At 64.1% G+C, this 21026-nt stretch carries 13 protein-coding genes; 4 read left to right on the forward strand and 9 right to left on the reverse strand.

Annotation, left to right across the window (positions count from 1 at the left end):
* Positions 1-43 precede the first annotated feature (43 nt).
* The 3 genes from C0V82_RS18395 to C0V82_RS18405 are packed head-to-tail and all read left to right on the forward strand — an operon-like array spanning position 44 to position 4347.
* On the forward strand, positions 44-1600 hold the full coding sequence (locus tag C0V82_RS18395; RefSeq protein ID WP_199772592.1) for an AbgT family transporter: 1557 nt from the start codon (positions 44-46) through the stop codon (positions 1598-1600).
* The gene (locus tag C0V82_RS18400; RefSeq protein WP_245924280.1) at positions 1597-3432 is read left to right on the forward strand and encodes a CocE/NonD family hydrolase; all 1836 of its coding nucleotides are present in this window, start codon (positions 1597-1599) and stop codon (positions 3430-3432) included. The genes C0V82_RS18395 and C0V82_RS18400 overlap by 4 nt, the downstream gene beginning before the upstream one ends.
* Before the next feature lie 15 nt (positions 3433-3447).
* Entirely contained in the window at positions 3448-4347 is a 900-nt protein-coding gene (locus C0V82_RS18405) for a LysR family transcriptional regulator (RefSeq protein ID WP_102113887.1), read from the forward strand.
* A gap of 79 nt (positions 4348-4426) precedes the next feature.
* Here the strand turns inward: C0V82_RS18405 and C0V82_RS18410 are convergent, their stop codons facing one another.
* The gene (locus C0V82_RS18410) at positions 4427-6631 is read right to left on the reverse strand and encodes a TonB-dependent receptor (RefSeq protein ID WP_102113888.1); all 2205 of its coding nucleotides are present in this window, start codon (positions 6629-6631) and stop codon (positions 4427-4429) included.
* 41 nt (positions 6632-6672) lie between these two features.
* Positions 6673-8181 carry an aldehyde dehydrogenase family protein gene (locus tag C0V82_RS18415; protein WP_102113889.1) on the reverse strand — a complete coding sequence of 503 codons (1509 nt, stop codon included), beginning with the start codon at positions 8179-8181 and terminating at the stop codon, positions 6673-6675.
* 332 nt (positions 8182-8513) lie between these two features.
* On the opposite strand from C0V82_RS18415, the gene C0V82_RS18420 reads away from it, so the two are divergent.
* Positions 8514-10706 (forward strand): beta-glucosidase, encoded by a 2193-nt coding sequence (locus C0V82_RS18420; RefSeq protein ID WP_199772593.1) that lies wholly within the window; start codon positions 8514-8516, stop codon positions 10704-10706.
* A 41-nt stretch (positions 10707-10747) separates the two neighbouring features.
* Here C0V82_RS18420 and C0V82_RS18425 read toward each other — a convergent pair whose 3' ends face one another.
* From C0V82_RS18425 to C0V82_RS18455, 7 genes are all read right to left on the reverse strand, one after another.
* A complete protein-coding gene (locus C0V82_RS18425; protein WP_102113890.1) occupies positions 10748-11380 on the reverse strand; it encodes an isochorismatase family protein in 633 nt (210 codons plus the stop codon).
* Positions 11381-11468: 88 nt separating this feature from the next.
* The gene (locus C0V82_RS18430; RefSeq protein WP_102113891.1) at positions 11469-12644 is read right to left on the reverse strand and encodes an alpha/beta hydrolase-fold protein; all 1176 of its coding nucleotides are present in this window, start codon (positions 12642-12644) and stop codon (positions 11469-11471) included.
* Between the two features lie 86 nt (positions 12645-12730).
* The gene (locus C0V82_RS18435) at positions 12731-15214 is read right to left on the reverse strand and encodes a TonB-dependent receptor (protein ID WP_158660031.1); all 2484 of its coding nucleotides are present in this window, start codon (positions 15212-15214) and stop codon (positions 12731-12733) included.
* Positions 15215-15439: 225 nt separating this feature from the next.
* On the reverse strand, positions 15440-16738 hold the full coding sequence (locus tag C0V82_RS18440; protein ID WP_102113893.1) for an amidase: 1299 nt from the start codon (positions 16736-16738) through the stop codon (positions 15440-15442).
* Positions 16735-18138 (reverse strand): phenylacetate--CoA ligase family protein, encoded by a 1404-nt coding sequence (locus C0V82_RS18445; RefSeq protein ID WP_102113894.1) that lies wholly within the window; start codon positions 18136-18138, stop codon positions 16735-16737. The genes C0V82_RS18440 and C0V82_RS18445 overlap by 4 nt, the downstream gene beginning before the upstream one ends.
* A gap of 21 nt (positions 18139-18159) precedes the next feature.
* Positions 18160-19530, reverse strand: coding sequence for an MmgE/PrpD family protein (locus C0V82_RS18450; protein ID WP_102113895.1), 1371 nt, complete (start codon positions 19528-19530; stop codon positions 18160-18162).
* A complete protein-coding gene (locus C0V82_RS18455; protein ID WP_158660032.1) occupies positions 19527-20897 on the reverse strand; it encodes an MmgE/PrpD family protein in 1371 nt (456 codons plus the stop codon). Before C0V82_RS18455 ends, C0V82_RS18450 begins: the two co-directional genes overlap by 4 nt.
* Positions 20898-21026: the final 129 nt, after the last annotated feature.

Consider the following 21026-nt stretch of genomic DNA (forward strand, 5'->3'; position numbering starts at 1 on the left):
ACGGGTCGCGGTGCCCGTCCGTCGGATGTCTGAAGGTTCCATCATGCAGTCCACGCGTAACGATGACCGTCCCGGCTGGTTGGACCGGGTTGAACGCTGGGGCAACGCCTTGCCCGACCCGGTGTTCATCTTCCTGGGCTTCATCCTGCTGGTCATCGCCCTGTCGGTGCTGGCCGCCAGCGTCGGATGGAGTGCCGTCAACCCGGTCAGCGGTAAGCTTTTGCAGGTTGAAAGCCTGCTGACCGAGGTGAACCTGCGCCGGCTGCTGGTCGGCATGCCGACGACACTGACCGGTTTTCCGCCCCTGGGTTTGGTGCTGGTCGTGATGCTGGGGGCGGCGGTGGCCGAACGGTCGGGTCTGTTCACGGCCCTGCTGTCCGGCTCCATCGGCAAGGTTCCGCGCTGGGCATTGACGCCATCGGTGTTCATCATCGGGCTGTTGTCGCATCACGCCTCGGACGCCGCCTATGTCGTGTTCATCCCGCTGGCCGCCCTGGTCTATGCAGAGGCGGGGCGTCATCCCATGGCAGGTATCGCCACGGCCTTCGCCGCCATTTCCGGCGGCTTTGCCGGCAATGTCGTGCCGGGGCAGGTGGATGTGCTGCTGCTGGGCATTACGGAGGCCGCGGCCCGGCTGATCGATCCGAAATTCACTATGAACCCGCTTGGCAACTGGTGGTTCAGCATCGGCATCTGCCTGACCTTCGCACCCGTCGCCTGGTTCATCACCGACCGGATCGTGGAACCGCGCCTGGGGCCGTGGCGGCCCGACGCAGAAACGGCGGCTCTGGTCGTGCCGCATGAGGGGCTGACCAAGGTGCAGCGGCGTGGGCTGGCCCATGCCGGGATGGCGGCACTGGCCGTCATCGGCCTGTTCGCCGCATTCACCTTCTGGCCCGGCTTCACCCCGCTGCTGGACCGCGCGGCAGAGGGCCCGCAGCGGACCACCCCCTTCTACCGCGCCCTGATCGGCGGCTTCATGCTGCTGTTCCTGGCCTGCGGTTGGGCCTATGGCCGGGCGGTGGGGACCGTGAAATCACATCGCGATATCGTTTCTATGATGGGCCACGGCATGAAGACCATGGCCCCCTATCTGGTGATCGTGTTCTTTGCGGCCCATTTCGTGGCCCTGTTCAACTGGTCGAACCTGGGTCCCGTCATCGCTATCAAGGGGGCGGAGGCGCTGCGGACGCTGGACATTCCCCGGCCCCTGCTGCTGGTCAGCCTGCTGCTGATGTCCTCGGGCTTCGACCTGTTCATCGGGTCTGCGTCTGCGAAATGGAGTGCAATGGCCCCCGTCGTCGTGCCCATGCTGATGCTGCTGGGCATTTCGCCGGAAATGACCACCGCCGCCTATCGCATGGGGGACAGCGTTACCAACATCCTGACCCCGTTGATGTCCAACTTCCCCCTGGTGCTAGTCATCTGCCAGCGGTGGAACAAGGGGGCGGGTGTCGGCTCCGTCCTGGCCCTGATGCTGCCCTATGGTCTGGCCTTCCTGGGGGCGGGGTGTCTGTTGGTGATGGGCTGGGTTGCCCTTGAACTGCCGGTCGGGCCGGGTGCAGCCGTGGCCTACCATCTGCCCGTGGTGTCGCCATGACCATGATCATTCTGCGCGATGTGATGGTGGCGATGCGGGATGGTGTCCGGCTGGCGACCGACATCTACCTGCCGGGACCCGGTGCCTGGCCCGTCATCCTGGAACGCACCCCCTATAACAAGCACGGCACCAACCATGCCGACCGCAGTCTGGTAGAGCCGGTCCCCCGTTCCAAACCCGATATCGCGGCTGACTTCGTCGCTGCCGGCTATGCCTTTATCCTGCAGGATTGTCGGGGACGGTTCGGGTCAGAGGGGGAGTTCACGAAATATGTGAACGAGGCTGAAGACGGCATCGACATGCTGCACTGGCTGCGGTGTCAGTCCTGGTGCGATGGCCGCATCGGTACGCTGGGCCTGTCCTACAGCGCCCATACCCAGGCGGCGATGGCCAGCCTGGGCGCGCCGGGCGTTGGCGCCATGATCATGGATAGCGGTGGTTTCGCCAGTGCCTATCACAGCGGCATCCGCCAGGGCGGCGCCTATGAACTGAAACAACTGACCTGGGCCGTCAAGCATGCGGCCCTTTCCCCACGCACGGCGGCGGACCCGGAACGGAAGGCGGCGCTGGCGTCACAGGACATCCGGCATTGGATGGCGGTCAATCCCTGGCGCACCGGCTATTCCCCGGTCAGTGCCGCCCCTGAATATGAGGATTATATCGTCCGGCAATGGGCAGATGAATGTTTCAACAGCGGCTGGCAGCGACCGGGCCTCTATGCTTGTGGCTATTATGATGTGTTTCCCGACGTCCCGATTCTGCATGTCTGTTCCTGGTACGACCCCTATGCCCTGTCCACGCCGCAGAATTTCCAGGGGTTGACGGTCGGGGGACGGCAGGCGCTGGGTCGGCTGATCATGGGTCCCTGGACGCATGGACAGCGGTCCGTCGCCCATGCGGGGGAGGTGGATTTCGGCCCAGCGGCGACCCTGGACGGCAATCTGGCCCCCGATTACACGGCCCTGCGCCGGGCATTCCTGGATCACCATCTGCTGCGCCGCGCCGATGTGCCCGACCCGCTGCCCCAACCGGTCAGCCTGTTTATAATGGGCGGTGGCCCCGGCGGGCGGAATGGAGAGGGCCGGTGGCGCCATGGTGGGCACTGGCGGTCCTTTGCCGCCTGGCCGCCGGCGCAGGTGCGCTCAACTGCCTTCAACCTGTTACCCGACGGCACCTTGTCGGAAAGGCCCGGTACACCGGGCACCCGCTCCTGGGACCATGACCCGCACAATCCGGTCCCCAGCATCGGTGGGGCGGTGGCCAGCGGTGGTGCCATCATCCCGGCAGGTGCCTATGATCAGCGGGAGCGTGAGGGCTGGATGGCCTGTCCACAGCCGGGACGTGCGCTGGCGGACCGGCCCGATGTCGTGGTTTTCCGCACTCCGGCCCTGGAGAGGGACGTGACGGTCGCCGGCCCGATCAGGGCGCGGCTGTACTTGTCATCCAGCGCGGTTGATACCGACATCGTGGTCAAGCTCGTCGATGAATATCCGGCTGGCGCGGACGGCACGCCCGGCTTTGCCATGAACCTGTGCCATGGCATCATCCGGGCGCGGTTTCGTGACGGGTTTGAACAGCCGCGCCTGATGCTGCCGGGACAGGTCTATGCGTTCGAGATTGAGATGTTTCCCACCGCCAACCGGTTCCAGGCCGGACATCATATCCGGCTGGATGTGGCCAGCAGCCATTTCCCGCATTTCGATGTCAATCCCGGCACCGGTGCGCCGGCGGGTCAGGATCCCGGCATTCCCGTCATCGCCCGCAACAGCCTGCATATGGGGCCGCTGCACCCGTCCCATATCGTCCTTCCCATCCTGCCGGACGATGCCTGATACGGGGGTGTGGGCATGAGTGCGGATGGACCCGATTTCGGCCTGCGGGCCCTGCGCGCCTTTCACGCCATTGTGAAGACGGGATCGGTGACGGCGGCGGCCACCGATATGGGCCTGACCCAGCCCGCCGTCAGCCGCCTGCTGGCGCAGTTCGAACAGACAATCGGCTTCGACCTGTTCTACCGTGACAAGGGGCGGCTGGTGCCGACGCCGGACGGGCTTTTGCTGTTTGATGAGGTGGATCTGGCGCTGGGCAATGTGGAACGGGTACGCGCCCTGGTGCGCGACATTGCGGATTTCCGGGTGGGCCAGCTGCGGCTGGTCGCCCCGCCCAGCTTTGCCGAAGGCGTGCTGCCGGACATTATCGACCGGTTCCTGACTCGCTTTCCCAAGGTCCACCTGACCATTGACAGCCGTACTGTGGAAACGGCCAAAACCCTGATCGCCACCCGCGCCGTTGATGGCGGCTTCCTGAAACTGCCCCTGGACCGGCCCGACCTGACCTCAGTCCCGGTGATCAGTAGCGGTACCGTCTGTGTGCTGCCCGCCGATCATCCGCTGGCGGCCCGCGCCTGGCTGGACCCCAAAACCCTGAAAGGTGTGCCGCTCGTCTTGCTGGGTCTGGGCCGCCTGTCACGCGCCCACATTGATGCAGCCTTTGCGCGAGCAGGTGTGCGGCCGGAGGTGCGGGTGGAAACACACACCATCGGTTCCGCCTGCGCCCTGGCCGCGCGCGGTATCGGCATTTCCATCGTGAATGAGATGCTGGCCCGATCCTATCTGGGCGACCGGCTGGTGGTGCGGCCCTTTCGCCCCGACCTGCGCCACGACTATGCCTTTGTGACCTCATCCCTGGTGACGCCATCCCGTCTGGCGCAGGAATTTCTGCTGGAGGTGCAGCGATCCCTGGCCTGATAAAGATCGCCTCATGAAAAAACCCGCTCCGATCCGGAGCGGGTTTGTCTTTACCTGCGAATTTAACCGCTGACCGGGCTCAGAACTTGTACCCCGCCGTCAGCGTCCAGGTGCGCGGCTCCGCCACCGCGATGGCGGCATTGCTGGGCGCGGTGGTGAAGTAGCTTTCGTTGGTCAGGTTCTTGCCGGCCAGGGTCAGGCTCCAGCTGTCATTCTCCGACACCAGGGCGACGGCGCCATTGACCAGCCCCACCGTCTCCGTCCGGATCAGGTTGGCGACGGTGGAGTAATAATCATCCTGATACTGGTAATTGGCCGACAGCCGCACCCGCGCCTGATCCTGCCAGAAGGCCGGAGTTTCATAGGTGAAGCCCGTCTGGATGCTCCAGGGCGACACCAGTGGCAGGTGCTTGGCACCCGAGGTCGCACTGTCGGACAGCGGGTTCTTCGATTTGTACTTGTCGTCCATCAGACCCAGATTGGCGAACAGGTCCAGGCCTTCCGCCGCTTTCAGGGTCAGTTCCAGTTCCACGCCATCGACGCGGGCATTGCCAATATTCTTGATGGCATAGGAACCGGCGGCCACCTGTTCGGTCTGCTGCAGGTCGTACAGATCGTTGCGATAGACGGACAGGTTGGCGCGCAGGCGGCCATCCAGACCCGTTACCTTCAACCCGCCTTCATAGGCCCACACGGTCTGCGGATCATAGACGGTGCCGAACACCACCGGATTGGCAACGGCCAGCCCGTTGAAGCCGCCAGCCTTGAACCCGCGCGATACCGTGGCATAGGCGAAGACATCGTCGGTGATCTTGTAATCGGCCCCGACCTTGGGCGACCAGGAGCTGAATTCCGGCTCCCGCTTCACCGGCACCAGAGCGATGGCCGGACCTGGCGCGAAGGGCAAATAGTTCTGGATGGTGCCATCCAGCTTCTTCTTGTCTTTGGTATAGCGTAGGCCACCGGTGACGGACAGGCGGTCATCCACCTGATTGGTGCCCTGGACAAAGGCGGCATAGCTGTCGGTGGTGGTGTCGATGGTCTGCGGCAGGACGGACATGGTGAAGAACTGGCCCAGCACCAGCTGGTCCTTCAGCACCTGATGGCTTTCCTCCCGGAAATAATACAGCCCGGTGATCCAGTTCAGCTTGCCGTCCAGCCCATCGCCCTGGAACTGGATTTCCTGGCTGTACTGATCGGTGCTGCCACGCCCGTCACGCACCAGACCGTTGGGACGATAGGTGCCGTCAGGGTTGCGGATGCCGCCCGACAGGTCGAAGACGAAGCCATCTTGGGTGCCGACAAAGGCGGAGATGGATCGCACCGTCACATCACCCCATTCGGCACTGATATCCAGCGACACCGCCGTCTGGTCGGTATAGCCGTCCGGATTGGTGGTCGACAAGCTGACAAAGCGCGAACCGGCGCGCGGAATGGCGTCCGTCGTGGAGACGGCGTTGGCGGCCAGGGTGGGGTAGGTGCCGGCGAAGGTGACGGGGACCAGATTGGCCGGGCCGTCATTGCGGTCCTTGGTATGGGTGACCGACAGGGTGGCCTTCAACCCTTCGTGCCCATAGAAATGCAGCTTGCCGCGCAGGGCCAGGTTCTCCTGCCCGAACACATCCTTGTCCAGGGCCTGATTGTACACATAACCATCCTGGTCGCGGTACAGCACGGACAGGGACGCACCCAGCGCATCGTCGATCACGTCGCCGCCCCAGGAGGCGGAGCCATAGACCAGATCCTGCGAGCCGACGCCACCCTGCACCTCGGCCCATTCATCCTCGCCCGGCGTACGGGTAACGATCTTGATGGCGCCGGAGAAGGAGTTGCGGCCATAAAGCGTGCCCTGCGGCCCGCGCAGCACCTCCACCCGCTGAATATCGGCCAGTTCCATGTTCGACCCGGCCAGACGCCCGCGATAGACATCATCGACATAGAAGGCGACAGCGGATTCCGAGGTGACGAGGCCGCCCGACTGTTCGGTACCGCCGCGCAGGCCGACCTGCAGGGTGGAACGGCTGGCCGTGACGGGCATCATGATCAGGCTGGGCACAACAGCGGCCAGATCCTCGGCACTGCTGACATTCTGCTCGGCAAGGGCATCGGCGGTCAGGGCGGTGACAGCGACAGGCGTAGTCTGCAGCGACGTCTCGCGGCGCTGCGCCGTGACGATGATTTCGTCCAGGATCAGGCTGTCGCTCTGGGCGAGGGCGGGTAGAGCAGTGGCGGCGATGGTGGTTGCCAGCAGCAGCGAACGGCCGGTATTGCGGGTGCGGAACATCAGGTGTCTATCCTTGGTCGAAGGGTCACAATACCGGGCGGTCACAGGACCATGCACACGGTCTTGATTTCCAAATAATTCTCGATGGCACCAGCGCCGCTTTCGCGGCCCCAGCCCGATTGTTTGAAGCCACCGATAGGCAGCGCCACGTCCCAGAAGGAATGGCAGTTCACCCAGACCGTGCCGGCGCGGATGTCTGACGACAGGCGATGGGCTGCCGACAGATCCTGGGTCCAGACGCTGGCCGCCAGGCCGAATTCCGTGTCGTTGGCTGCGGCCACAACCTCTGCCACATCATCAAACGGAGCGGCGACCACCACGGGGCCGAACACTTCCTCACAGACGATGGCGGATTTCGGATCGGCATTGGTGATCAATGTCGGTTCTATGAAGGTGCCCGCCGGCCCCTTCTGCCCACCGCCCGTGACCAGGGTGGCCCCATCGGCCACGGCCGCATCGATATAGGCCTTCACCCGGTCGGCCTGCCGCTTGCTGACCAGCGGGCCCATCTGCGTATCGGGCGAAAGGCCATGGCCCAGGCGGATGCCGCGCGCAATCTCCGCCACGCCTTCCACCACCTTGTCGAAGATCGACCGGTGGACATACAGCCGCGACCCGGCCACACAGACCTGTCCGCCATTGAAGAAGATGGCGTTGGCGGCACCGGCGATGGCGGCGTCCAGATCGGCATCCGGCATGATGACGACGGGCGACTTGCCTCCCAGTTCCAGGGTCACCTTCTTCAGATTGCCCTTGGCCCCGTCGAGGATGGCGCGGCCGGTCTGGGTGGAGCCGGTGAAGGCCACCTTGTCCACCTGTGGATGTGCGGCCAGGGCGGCACCCACCACCGACCCCAGGCCGGTGACCACATTCACCACGCCCGCCGGCACGCCGGCTTCCACCAGCAGTTCCGCCAGACGCAGCGCGGTCAGCGATGTTTCCTCCGCCGGCTTCAACACGACCGTACAACCGGCGGCCAGGGCCGGGGCCAGCTTCATGGCATGCATGATCAGCGGGGAATTCCAAGGGGTGATGGCAGCCACCACACCCACCGGTTCCTTGGTGGTATAGGCCGCGACCCGCTTGCCCGCCGGTTGGTAATTGATGCTGGACGGGATCGTATCGCCCGTCACCTTGGTGCACAGCCCGGCAAAAAAGCGGAACTGTTCGGCGGCCATGGGGATTTCGGCCCAGCGGCCGACATACAGCGCCTTGCCTTGGTCCAGCGTCTCCAGTTCCGACAATTCATCGATATGGGCGTCGATCAGGTCGGCGATGCGCCACAGCAGGCGGGCGCGGATGGCGGGCGTCATGGACCGCCATTGGCCATCGTCGAACGCCTTGCGCGCCGCCGCAACCGCGCGGTCGACATCGCCGGCATCGGCGGCGGCGATCTGGGCCAGCACCTCACCGGTAGCGGGGTTAATGGTGGAAAGGGTGCGGCCGACCGCCGGGTCCACCCATTGCCCGCCGATCAGTAACTGATGGCGGGGCTTTTTCAGCCATTCGCGGACAGTTTCCTGTGCCGGCGCAATGTTCTCGATCTGCATATCCCGTATCTCCCAGGTTCCGTCAGAGCTGCCTTGGCGGGCGTTGTTGTTCTGGGAGGTAATTGTGGGCAAGGAAACAGAGTGTGGCAGGCGATATCTCGCCTTTATCCGCTGTGTGGCGATAAAAGTAATTTTGATCTGTTCTGTCGCAAGGCTGCGACAAATTTGTGCATCAATTGTCCATTAGTCATTTGACCACGTGGCGGACAGCGAGACCCGTCATTCTGACGTCGGTTTCTTTCCATGGCAGGCTTCGTGGAAACTTCAACCACTGAATGATTGGCGTTGCCGATATTCCTGCAAGAGGGAAGTCCATGTCGAAAAACCGGGTAATGATGCCGTCTCTGGTCGCTGGCCTCTGTTTGGTCAGCCTGTCTTGTTCCGCTGTCGCCTTGGCGGCGGGGGAGGGCTGGCGCAATCCGTCGCTGTCGCCTGATGAACGGGCCCGGTTACTGGATGCGGAACTGACGCTTGATGAGCGGATCGGCCTGCTGCATGGACCGATGGCGCTGACTTTTCCCGGTGGCCCGCCCATTCCGGCGGGATCGGTCGGCGGGGCCGGCTTCATCCCTGGCGTGCCGCGTCTGGGCATTCCAGCGCTGACTGAAACCGACGCCAGCCTGGGCATTAGCAATCCCGGTGAGGTGCGGCCCGGCGACACGGCCACCGCCCTTCCGGCCAGCTTGGCCCTGGCCGCCAGCTTCAATCCCAGGCTCGCCTATGAAGGTGGGGCCATGATCGCCAAGGAAGCGGCGGCCCGAGGCTTCAACGTGCTGCTGGCCGGTGGCGTCAACCTGGCCCGCGACCCGCGCAATGGCCGCAATTTTGAGTATCTGGGGGAGGACCCATGGCTGGCTGGCACCCTAGCCGGGGAAAGCATCAAAGCCATCCAGGACCAGAACATCATCTCCACCGTTAAGCATTTCAGCCTGAACGGGCAGGAGACGGGCCGTTTCTACGCTAACTCCATCATCAAGGAGGCCGCGCATCGCGAAAGCGACCTTCTGGCCTTCCAGATCGCCATCGAAAAGGGCCAGCCCGGCTCCGTCATGTGCGCCTATAACCTTGTGAATGGCGACTATTCCTGCGGCAACGACCATCTGCTGAATGGCGTGTTGAAGGGGGATTGGGGCTACAAGGGCTGGGTCATGTCGGACTGGGGGGCGGTTCACGCCACCGACTATGCCATAAAGGGCCTGGATCAGCAGTCGGGCGAGCAACTGGACCAGAAGGTCTGGTTCGGCGAACCGCTGAAGCAGGCGGCCCTGGCCGGCACGGTGCCGGAGGCGCGTCTGTCCGACATGTCGCGCCGCATCCTGCGCTCCATGTTTGCCGCCGGCCTGTTCGACGGCAAGCCGGTGAAGCCCCAGATCGACGCCGCGGCCCATGCGGCGGTGGCCAAGAAGGTGGCCGACGAAGGCATCGTGCTGCTGGCCAACAAGGGCATCCTGCCGCTCAACGGCGCGGCCGGGAAAAAGATCGTGCTGATCGGCGGGCACGCCGACGCCGGTGTCCTGTCGGGTGCCGGGTCGTCGCAGGTCACGGCTGTCGGCGGCAATGCCCGCGTGGTGCCGGTGGGCGGTGACGGGCCGATGGCCATGTGGGGTCGCCAGGTATTTCATGCTTCCTCCCCGCTGAAAGCTCTGCGCGCTGCGCTGCCAGACGCCACCATTACCTTTGCGGATGGTCGCTATCCCGCAGAGGCTGCTGCTGCTGCCAAGGCCGCCGACATCGCCATCGTCTTCGCCAACCAGTGGATGGCCGAGGCGCTGGACGCCTATGACCTGTCTCTGCCGCAGGGCCAGGACGAGATGATCCAGGCAGTTGCTGCCGCCAATCCCAACAGCATCGTGGTGCTCCAGACCGGTGGCCCGGTGCTGATGCCCTGGCTGGACAAGGTGGGAGCCGTGGTCGCCGCCTGGTACAGCGGGCAGAAGGGGGGTGAGTCTATTGCTGATGTGCTTACCGGTAAGGTCAATCCTTCGGGCCGCCTGCCGCTGACCTTCCCGGCCAGCCTGGACCAGTATCCGCGCCGCGACCTGCCCGGCTGGGGCCTGCCCAAGAAGCAGCAGTTCGACGTGGTCTATGAGGAAGGGGCCGATGTCGGCTATCGCCGCTTCGCTGCCCTGGGCATGAAGCCGCTGTTTCCGTTCGGCCACGGTCTGTCCTACACCAGCTTTGCCTATGACAAGCTGTCAGTGAAGGGCGGGGACACGCTGACCGTCAGTTTCCGCGTCACCAACACCGGCGCTGTCGCCGGCAAGGATGCGCCGCAAGTCTATCTGACCGGGGCCGGTGGGGTGAAGCTGCAGCGCCTGATCGGCTTTGACAAGGTCGATCTGAAGCCGGGGGAGACGCGCACCGTGACTCTGAAGGCCGATCCGCGGCTGTTGGCCAGCTTTGACGAGGCCGGGCGCCTATGGCGGATCGCGGGCGGGGCCTATGAGGTGACGGTGGGGCCATCGGCGGAAAAGGCCGCCCTGATCGGTACCGCGAAGGTTACTAAACGCGTGATGAAGCCGTAAACAGGGCAGGGGCCGGCGATATTTCGCCGGCCCTTTGCCTTTCAGTGCTTCGCCAACTGCGCAATCGCCTCTTCAAGGCCGATCACGTCGGCATATTTGGCGTTCAGGTCGAACAGGTTGGCGTCATGCACGCGGGCATCGCGGTCGCCAACGGCGTCGCGTACCACGAGCGGCACGAACCCATGCTGGCAGGCATCCAGGGCCGAGGCGCGGACACAGCCAGAGGTCGACAGGCCGGAGATCAGCAACGTGTCGATACCGCTGGACGCCAGGGTGGAGGCCAGCGAGGTGCCGAAAAAGGCGCTGGCATATTGCTTGGTGATTACCGGCTCGCCTGCCGCCGGCTCCAGCCCCTCTGCGAACGAGGCCCAGTGCGGATGAAGGCCGCGTTCGAAACAGGACAGCGCCTTCACCTTGCGGAAGAACACGCCGCCATCCACGCCGCCCGGCGTATAGGCGACGTTGGTGTGGAAGACCGGAATGCCGGCGGCGCGTGCGGCTGACAGCAGGGTGACGGCCCCCGCCAGCGCCTTTTCCACCCCGGCATAAAGCGGGCAGGCGGGGTCCAGATAGGCATTCACGAAATCGATGATCAGCAGGGCGGGGCGCTTGCCCCAGCCCAGACGGTTGCCGAACCCGGCCTGGGCATAGTCGGCATTCAGATCGGTGGCCATGGTCGGTGATCCTCATCGCAAAAGAAAACGGCCTTCCCCGATACGCGACGGGGAAGGCCGTGACGTGTCTGTTCAGTGCGTCTGACCGTCAGTTGAACAGAAGCGGCGCGATCTGTTCCAGATAGGCGCGCCAGTTGATCCAGGTGTGGCCGCCGCCGCTTTCGACATAGGTGTACTTAATGCCGTAATCGGCCAGGATCTGGCGGAAGGGTGGCGCCATCTGGATGACGAAATCCTCCTTGCCGATGGCATAGAAGACCAGACCACCGGTCTTGGCGCGGGCCTTCAGGGCCGCATCATTGACCTTGCGGTAATTCGCCGTCTGTTCCGCCGACAGCATGCCGATGGAGAAGACGCCGATGGAGCCGAACACGTCCGCGCGCGGCAGGCCGAACTGGATCGTGTGTGCCCCGCCCATCGACAGGCCGACCATCGCGCGGGTCTTGGCCGCCGCCTGGGTGCGGAAATGCTTGTCGATGAAGGGGATCAGGTCCTTGTGCAGGTCGCTGCCGAAATCAGTATTCTCCATGCCCTGCACACCTTCACGCGCGGGCGTGTGGCCATAGGGCATGACAATGATCATCGGCTTGACCTTGCCGGCCGCGATCAGGTTATCCAGGATGTAATTGGCATTGCCCTTGGTGGTCCAGGCATCGTCGCTGTCGCTATAGCCATGGACCAGATACAGAACCGGATAGCGGTCCTTGCCGCCCGCTTCATACCCCGGCGGGGTATAGACATGGGCGCGGCGCAGGATGCCCAGGGTGGAGGACGGATATTCCACGGCGGAGACCACTCCGTGCTGCACCTCGGCCTTGTAGAACTGGTTTGACCTGCCGTCGCCCGGCAACTGCACCACGGACTGCACACCGCCCAATGCCTCGGCAAAGCGGGTGCCGCGCGGGTCGGCGATGCGCATGCCGTCCACCTTGAAGACATATGTATAGACGCCGGCATCGACGGCGCCCGTCGTGGTCACCGACCAATAGCCATCGGCATCCTTGGTCATGGGCAGGCCCGGCGGCTTGCCATCCAGACCCATGGGGACGCTGTTCATTTCCTGCGGCAGGGCGACGACTTCCTTGGCGTCCTTGGCACACAGGCGGAAGGTGACGCGCCCATCGGGTAGATGTTCGACCGACTGGTATTCCAGAGGCGGCTGGAAGAAGGTCCGGGCCTCACAGGCGGGTTGGGCTGCCTGTGCGGGCAGGGAGGCCAGCACAAGTGGCAGGGCGGTTATGGCAGACAGAAGAAGCTGGCGCATGATCGCGCTCCTTGAAGGGTGTTGGCGTGGCCTGAAACAAAAAGGCCCTCAGGGACAAGGTTGTCCCCAAGGGCGTGATTTTAAGCTCAGAACTTGTACTTCGCCTGGACACCCAGGGTGCGACCATCGCGCAGGCCGACATTCAGCGTGGAATAGGTGAAGGACGGGGCCGGCGTGAACAGGATGTTGTTGTTTGCCGTGGTGTATCGACGGCTGTCGAACAGGTTGTTGGCATAAACATCCACCGACACGGCACCGACCGTGGCGCCAACGCGGGCGTTGAAGATGTGGCTTTCCGGGGTCTTCACGACATTGGCCACATCCGACCAGACGCCGGACTTGTAGTTATAGTCAACGCGTGCGAACCAGGTGGCATCTTCCCACTGATCGAACTCGCCATTGAACATCACGCCACCGGAGGCGGAGTATTTGGACGTCGACGGCAGTTCGTTGCCGGAGAAATCCGTGCTGCCGACCAGGAAGGTGACCAGCGGTGCGTTGTAGTCCTTGATCTTGCTGTCGTTCAGCGCGCCGGCCGCCGTCAGCGTGATCATCTTGGTCAGACGGAACGAACCATCGAATTCCAGACCCTTCATGTCGGAATTGCCGCTGTTGATGGTGCCGAACACGCTGCCGAAACCGCCCGTGGGGGTCACGAAGGTCTGGATCACTTGGTTCAACTGATCGCGCCACTGCGAGTAATAGGCGGCAAAGGCGTAACGCAGACGGTTATCGACGGCGGTACCCTTCAGGCCCACTTCATAGGTGGTGACCTTTTCCGGGCTGACAAACAGGTCGATGCCCAGGGTCTTGGCGATGGTCGCCGCCTGGCCGGTATAGGAGACAACGCCGGAATTCAGCGATGCTGGGTTCACGCCCTTGGCCACCGACGCATAGGTCATGACCTCATCGGTCCACTGATACTGGGCGATGACGCGGGGCAGGAAGTTCTTATAGGTCTGTTCTGCCAGCTTCGACCCGGCCTTATAGGTGCCGGCGGGCACGAAGGTGGGATCGGTCACCACCACATCGGCCAGCGGCGAGATATAGGCATACAGCTTGTCGATCTGGTAACGGCCCTCGACACTGGCAGTCAGCTTGTCGGTGATGTCATAGGTGATGCCGAAGAAGCCGCCATAGGTCTTGGATTCCGTCTTGCCGGACGGCGTGACCTGCTTGTTCAGGATCATGTTGTCCAGGGTGTCGACGGTCCGCTTGCCGTTCGCACCCAGATAGGACACGCCGGCGACAAAGCGCAGCGCCTCGCCATCATCGTAGCTGGTGCGCAGTTCCTGGGAGATATCCTTGGAGATATTCTCCACCAGATATGCCGAACTGAAATAGGAGCGCAGGCCATTGGTGGCGGTATAGGCCGGGTTGGCGATGCCGGAGCTGTCGTAATTTCCGATATCCGACAGCGAACCCCATTCCTCGTGATTGATGCCGGTCAGCGAGCTGAGGGTGAAGTTGGTGTCGGGGATTTCGTAGTCGACAACCAAATGGGCGTGGCGGTAGTCCCGCACCAAACCATAGCTGTCAACGCTGTCATTCGGGTCGATCAGACGGTTGGTGGTAACGGCCAGCGCGTTACGCACGAAGCTGTCGACATTGTAATTGCCGGCCGGCGTGGTGGCGGGCAGGGACGGAACGGTACCGCACATGAACGGGTTGAACCCGCCAAGCGTGCAGTTCGCCTGTGCCGGCACAACGACGCGGCCCGTGCTGTCCGTGATGGCACGCGCGCTGATCAGGCCCAGGGCGGCAGGGCCGTCCTTGTCGTGGGAGATGATGCCGAAAGCCTTGATCGTCAGGTTATCGGTCGGCGTCGCCACCACCAAGAGGTTGGCATTGCGCGACGACTGGTCACCCAGGGTCATGGACGGGTTGGCGTAGTTCTTGTACGTGCCGTCCTTGGCGTTGTAGTCGCCGGCAACGCGGAAAGACAGCTTGTCCTCCACCAGCGGTCCTTCCAGCTCGGCCTGAACGCGGCGGGTGTTGCGGGTGCCGATCATGGTGGTCAGGCTGCCGGCATAGTCGTTGCCCGGCTCTTTGTTCACCACGTTCAGGGCACCGGCAAAGGTGTTACGCCCGAAATAGGCCGACTGCGGCCCGCGCAGCAGCTCGATGCGTTCCGGGCTGGATACGCTCATCACGGCGGTGGGGGAGGAAACCGGGACGCCGTCGATGAAGGTGGCGACGGGCGTGCTGTCGGTCGTGGCCGGCGTGAAGCCACGCAGGATCAACTGCTGGAACGACCGGTCGCCGCGACCGCTACTGTTGTTATTGATGTTGAAGCCGGGCGTCTGTTCCGACAGGTTCTGAACGGACGTGATGCCCCGCTGTTCCACCTCTTCCGCCGTGACGGCGGTGACGGAAACGGGGGTCTTCAGGATGTTTTCGGACCGCTTGCGGGCGGTCACGATGATTTCTTCCAGCTGGATCGTTTCACCACTGCTGGTCTTGGCGGTATCCTGCGCGTGGGCGCCGGACGCCAGCACGGATGCCCCGATGGCCATGGTGATGGCCAGGCGCGATGCGCCGGACGGGGGCTTGAACTTTACTTCCTTCATTCTTGTCTCCCAGTCGGAATATGGTCCCAGAAAGCATGCCGGGCACTTGTTGGCCCGCCTTGCACGCAAAGCTCCGCCCGCCCGCACAGAACCTTGGTTCCACAGGGTTTCATCGGGGCATTGATTGGAGCTTTGAGCGTCGGTTGTTTGGCGGATGATGTGTTTGGCCTGGAAACCGCTCAAGCCGGATACCATACCTGTCCACCACGTGGTCGGGCCGACCGTTCAGCAAAGGCAGGCGGCAACCGCCAGCACCGTCGCGGCGTCCCGACCCATGACCTGCATAGACAACGGAAGTCCATCCGGTGCTATGCCGAACGGCACTGCTACAGCGGGACAGCCGATGAAGTCGGCCAGGGCCGTGAAATCCGCCTGATTGGCCGGCACGGGCGTTTCGAACTGGAAAGCGGTCTGCGGCGCAGTCGGCAGCAGCACGGCTTCCACCTGCTCCAGCCAGGCCGTGCCGGCGGTGCGGATCGCATCAAGCCCCTGATAGGCGGCGGCCACCCTGGTCGCCGGCTGCCGCCCACCCCAGCGCAGCAGGCCTAGGAAGTCGGGTGAGAAACCATCCTCGCCCTGCGCCAGCCTCTCCGCATGGGCATTCAGCCCCTCCACCTCCGATACTAGCAGGCCCAGGCGGCGTGCTTGACCGGGCTGATAAGTCGGTAAATCGGACGCCACGCGCTGCATGCCGTTCAGCAGCAGAAGTGTCGCCGCCTCGTCCCGCGCCTTCCAGATAAAATCCGGCGTTTCCACCCGCGTGCGCCAGTCGGGAACGGCAAGCCGCAGACCGGCGACATCCACGGGCGTGATCGCCCGGCGGTCGCCGGCATGAGCGGCCAGCAGGGCGCAGTCGGTCAGCGACCGTGCATGCACGCCGACATGGTCCAGCGTAGTGGAAAGCGGGATGACACCGTCCAGGCTGATCGCATTGCGGGCCGGCTTGTACCCGACGATACCGCAATAGGCGCTGGGGATGCGCACCGATCCCATCGTGTCGGACCCAAGCGCACCCGCTGCCAGTCCGCCCGCCACTGACGCCGCTGACCCGCCGCTGGACCCGCCGGCCGTGTAGCCGTCGCGCAATGGGTTCTGTGTACGCCCGAACCAGACATTGTCGGTTGTCGCGCCCAGGGCACCTTCATGCATGTTGACGGTGCCCAGGATGACGGCCCCGGCCGCGCGCAGACGCGCCACACATTCCGCATCCTGTTGGGCCACGCGGTCGCGGTAGGCGCCGATGCCGGCATGCCAGAAAGCACCCTTCACCGCGATATTCGCCTTCACGGCGATAGGGGTGCCGTCAATTTCCGACAGCGGTTTACCATCCCGCCAGCGCCGGGCAGATGCTGAAGCCGCCGTCAGGGCATCGTCGGCAAGCACCTGATTATAGGCGCGGATGTGCCGGTCCAGGACCGTGATCCGGTCGAGATAGCAGCGCGTGACAGACACGGCATCGGCTTCGCCCCGGCGGTACAGCTCGGGCAGACCGGTAATACCGGCGGAAAGGATTGCGTTGATCATTTGTACCGCTCATCAATCAGGCGGATGGGCTTCTGCCGCACGTCGATCTGGGTCAGGCCGGCGGTGGCGCGGTGATCAACCAGTTGGACCCCCACCTCGATGCCAATCTTCTGTTTCAGGATGGCGCGGCTACGTTCGGCCACGTCTTGGCGGTCATTGCCTGCCGCGTTCGTCTCGGCAATGACAATGAACTCATCCCGCCCGGCGGCATCGCGTACTGCCTTACAGATATACTCTCCGGTGATGCCGGCCACGCCGTTGAGCATTGGGCCGATGGCCTGCGGGAAGATATTGATGCCGCGGATCTTCACCATATTGTCCGACCGGCCCAGGAACCCCTCAATCCGCTTGAAACCGACACCGATGTTGGAGGCACCGGTACGCACCTGCGTCACGTCATGGGTGTTGAAGCGGATGATGGGGTGGATATCGTCCTTGTAGATGCAGGTGACGACCATGTCGCCCAACGCACCGTCGGGAACCGGCGCGCCCGTATCGATGTCGCAGACCTCCAGAACCTGCGCATCCTCCATGACGTAAAGACCGTCACGGTCCGGCCCTTCGCCAGCGATACAGCCCGTGTCGCCCACGCCATACCAGTCGAAGCATTCCGCCCCGCCCCAGGCCGCCGACAGGCCCGCCTTGTCCTCCTTGCCCAGATGGCCTGAGATCATGCGGATATTCAGGTCGCGAACCGGGTCGATCCCGTTCTCCCGCGCCACCTCGGCCAGTTTCTTGATGTAGTCGGAGAAGCCGACGATCACGGTCGCTCCGAACTCCTTCATCAACTGTACCTGCTGCGCCGACCGTGTTTCCACGCCCGTGCCCGCCGACATGAAGATGGAGGAGGTCCAGTGCAGCACGCTTTCGCGCACATAATGGCCGCCATTGATCATGCCATGGCCATAGACGGAATGGACCACATCGTCGGGCCGCATGCCCTGGAACCGGTAAAGCCGGCCCAGCAGTAGATTCTGTGCCTCGCGCCCCTTGGCGCCGAACAGCAGGACCTGGGGCTTGCCGGTGGTGCCGCTGGTCGTGTGGAACACGACGGGCGGGCGTTCCCCGGCGGGATAGCTGGAAAAGCCGGAGAAATCACCAAAGGGCGGGGCGATTTCCAGGCTGGCCATGATGTCCGACTTATCGAACATGGGCAGGCGCGGTAGGTCCGCGATGGAACGGATGTCGCCCTTTTCAATCCCGGCCTTGCCCCACAGGCGCTGATAGAAGGGGGTGGCCCAGGCGCGGGCGACACAGCGCATGAACAGCCGGTTCTGATGCGCCGTCAGCTCGTCCCGGCTGGTCTGCGTGGCGAAGCGGACAAAATCGTCACCGATGGGATGGTCCTTCTGCAAGGTATCCCAGTCCACGGCGTTGAAATAGGTCTTGTGCCCGTCCATGGCAAAATTGCTCCCTTGATATCAGTCCGACAGGCCGGCGGCGCGGCGTAGCAGACGGGCCATGTCGGCCTGGTCCTGAAGATTGTCGATGGCCTGGATCAACGGGTCGGCCAGATCGGCGGCACCGGCGAAATCCAGACAGGCGCGGAACTTCCGCAGATGCTGCTCCCGGCTGAGCGGGGTCATGGGGCTGCCCAGCTGGCTGTCGATGTGGGCCCGTACGACGCGCCCATCGGTCAGAACCGCCTCCGCAATGCCGGGGGTGAAGGCGGCGGGGTCGGGATTGTCGTCCGCCACCACCTTGATACGGCAGCCCAGCGCGTGCAGTGCCGGGTCCGACAGGCGGCTTTCGGCAAAATCCGACAAGCCGACGGTGCCGCGCGTCAGCACCACCGCGCCTAGCCAGGCAAAGCACAGCCGCGCATAATTGGCGGTTAGTGCCGCCGGATATGCGGGCAGGGGACGGCCCACCAGCCGCTGGATCAGCGGCGGCGCGGTATAGGTCAGGCTTTCCAGATTGGCCGCATTAACCCCATGATCGCGCATCAGCGTCTGCAGGGCCACGATCCCCCCATGTGCGGCACGGCCCGTCGGAAAGGGCTTGTGGCTGACCTCTGCGATACGCCAGTCCTTGCCCAGCCGATTCAGCAGCGGCGGCAGGTCGGTTGCCGTCTCGAACATCGCCAGATAGCCGAAGGGGCCATCAATGCTGCCCGCCGTGCCGGGTATGCCGGCCATCGCCAGATCCAGCGCCATCAGGCTGGCCTGAGCGGCATGCGCCACCTGGATCGGCAGGCCGGGCTTGCCCTCCACATGCGCCTGCATGGTGCCTGACGCAAAGGCCAGGGCATGACCAAAGGCGTCGCATGTTGTATCGACATCCAGCCGCCGCAGCCGGGCCATCGCCGCCACACAACCGAAAATCCCCGCCGTGGCTGGGCGGAAGAATTTCAGCGGTGTCTTAGCGGCAAGGCCCAGTGTAACGGCGATATCAACACCGGCGGCCAGGGCTGCACCGAACGCCGCACCCGTCACGGGCAGGGGCTGGCGGGCCGTATCGGCCATCATGGCGGCCAGGATGGTGGCCAGCGGATGCAACACCGCCACTTCATGCACGCAGTCAAATTCCTGGGCATGGATCTGAAAGGCATTGATGAAGGCCGCTTGTGGCGGGCTCAATCGATAACCGCGTCCCAAAACGGGGGCTGGGCCATCCCCGCCCCATGCCTGCGCCACGGCACCGATCTCTGGCGCAAATGGTGCCCTGGCCCCCGCGATACCCACCCCCAGCGTGTCCAAAAGGAAGGTGCGAACCGCGTCGCGTGCCGGTTCGGGCAAGGTGACCCATTCCACCGACAAGGCGTGGCGGGCCATGATTTGCGATGCGGTCATGCGGCTTCTCCCGTCAAACGCGACGGCCAATGCGTGGGCAGGGGGCGGCCGTCCGCCAGTTCCAGGCATTCGGTGACCAGCGTGCCAATTGTCGCCGCCTCCATCCCCGCGGCCTGCATCAGGCTGCGCGCCTTGTCGATGGTACGGTCGATGGAGAGCGGGTTTTCCGGGTCGCCCAGGGCGTCCGGCTGTTCATGCACCAGCAGGTCGCCATTGCTGAGGTTGACGACCACCCGTGCCCCGAATTGATTGGGATAGGCCCCGGCATAGGGTTCGCCCACCGTCACCTTCACCCGCGACCGTAGTTCGGTCACGGTGGGGTCGGCAATCATCGGCTGGTCGAAGGCCGAAAGCGGCGGGGGACCGTGCAGCAGGCTGACAGCCACCACATGCTGGAGCGAGAATTTTGCCTCAATCACAGTGCGCGGTGCGGGCCGGTCGCAAAAGCGTACGGCATCGCCATAGGTTTGAATGGCGATCCCCCGCACCTCCCGAAGGTCCAGCCCTTCGCGTCCTGTTTTGGACAGCAGGGCCAGGGCCGCATCGATCACCGGATGGACGTGGCGGCAGGCGGGCCAAGGCTTCAGACTGACATCGGTGATGCACCATCCCGCCGGACTGATACCGGCGAGAAGGTCGGCGGGCGTGGCACCGGGGGCCGTGGCCGCGAACATTCCCTCCTTGCCCTCCAGGATCTGTGCCGGTCCCCGCAGGCCTGCGGCGGCCATGCGCGCGGCCAGCAGCCCGTCACCGGCGGCCTGGGCATTGTGCACCTGCTTGGCGCTGGACCGGGGGTCGTTGCGTGTCTCCCACAGGCCGCCCGTGCGTGTGATGGCCAGCGCCATGGCCTGGGCCATGCCGTCGCGGTCAAGGCCCAGCAGGCTGGCGCAGGCTGCCGCCGCCCCGACCGTTCCGGCACTGGCTGTGGTATGCCAGACGCGGTAATGACCGTCGCCGAGCGCGCGGCCCAGGCGGATCACCGCCTCATACCCGCGCACAATGGCATCCAGAAGGGCATCGGCACCGGCGTTCGTCGCCTGGGCCAGTGCCAGGGCGGCGGGGATGACGATAGGGCCGGGATGCACCCTTGCCCGCTTATCCACGTCATCCATTTCATAGATATTGCCCAGCGCGCCGTTATAGCGCGCAGCCGCTTCCGCGCTCGCACCATGCGCGCGACCGATCACGGTACAGGGACCGCCTGCACCGTCCAGGAAGACAGCGGCAAGCGTGTCGGCAACTGGTGTTGCCGCCCCGATCACGGCACATCCCCCCCAATCCAGCAGATGAACAGCGGCCCGCCGCCGCATAGCGGTGGGGACCGGTCGTGAAAGATGGTCGGCGAACTGGGCGATCAGCATCATCATGACCCTATTTGTCCGGACAAAACTCCGTATCATGCTTGCAGGCATCAAACAGCCATGCGATGGCGGGACGGGACGGTTTTCATGCCGCCCGTCCGACAGGTGGAGATGCAGAGTCCCGGTCACAGTTGA

The organism is Niveispirillum cyanobacteriorum (assembly GCF_002868735.1).
Taxonomy (GTDB): domain Bacteria; phylum Pseudomonadota; class Alphaproteobacteria; order Azospirillales; family Azospirillaceae; genus Niveispirillum; species Niveispirillum cyanobacteriorum.

Excerpts from the sequence above, each read along its gene's own strand:
- C0V82_RS18395 (WP_199772592.1), top strand. The coding sequence starts at position 44 with ATGCAGTCCACGCGTAACGATGACCGTCCCGGCTGGTTGGACCGGGTT.
- C0V82_RS18400 (WP_245924280.1), top strand. The coding sequence starts at position 1,597 with ATGACCATGATCATTCTGCGCGATGTGATGGTGGCGATGCGGGATGGT.
- C0V82_RS18405 (WP_102113887.1), top strand. The coding sequence starts at position 3,448 with ATGAGTGCGGATGGACCCGATTTCGGCCTGCGGGCCCTGCGCGCCTTT.
- C0V82_RS18410 (WP_102113888.1), bottom strand. The coding sequence starts at position 6,631 with ATGTTCCGCACCCGCAATACCGGCCGTTCGCTGCTGCTGGCAACCACC.
- C0V82_RS18415 (WP_102113889.1), bottom strand. The coding sequence starts at position 8,181 with ATGCAGATCGAGAACATTGCGCCGGCACAGGAAACTGTCCGCGAATGG.
- C0V82_RS18420 (WP_199772593.1), top strand. The coding sequence starts at position 8,514 with ATGATGCCGTCTCTGGTCGCTGGCCTCTGTTTGGTCAGCCTGTCTTGT.
- C0V82_RS18425 (WP_102113890.1), bottom strand. The coding sequence starts at position 11,380 with ATGGCCACCGATCTGAATGCCGACTATGCCCAGGCCGGGTTCGGCAAC.
- C0V82_RS18430 (WP_102113891.1), bottom strand. The coding sequence starts at position 12,644 with ATGCGCCAGCTTCTTCTGTCTGCCATAACCGCCCTGCCACTTGTGCTG.
- C0V82_RS18435 (WP_158660031.1), bottom strand. The coding sequence starts at position 15,214 with ATGAAGGAAGTAAAGTTCAAGCCCCCGTCCGGCGCATCGCGCCTGGCC.
- C0V82_RS18440 (WP_102113893.1), bottom strand. The coding sequence starts at position 16,738 with ATGATCAACGCAATCCTTTCCGCCGGTATTACCGGTCTGCCCGAGCTG.
- C0V82_RS18445 (WP_102113894.1), bottom strand. The coding sequence starts at position 18,138 with ATGGACGGGCACAAGACCTATTTCAACGCCGTGGACTGGGATACCTTG.
- C0V82_RS18450 (WP_102113895.1), bottom strand. The coding sequence starts at position 19,530 with ATGACCGCATCGCAAATCATGGCCCGCCACGCCTTGTCGGTGGAATGG.
- C0V82_RS18455 (WP_158660032.1), bottom strand. The coding sequence starts at position 20,897 with ATGATGATGCTGATCGCCCAGTTCGCCGACCATCTTTCACGACCGGTC.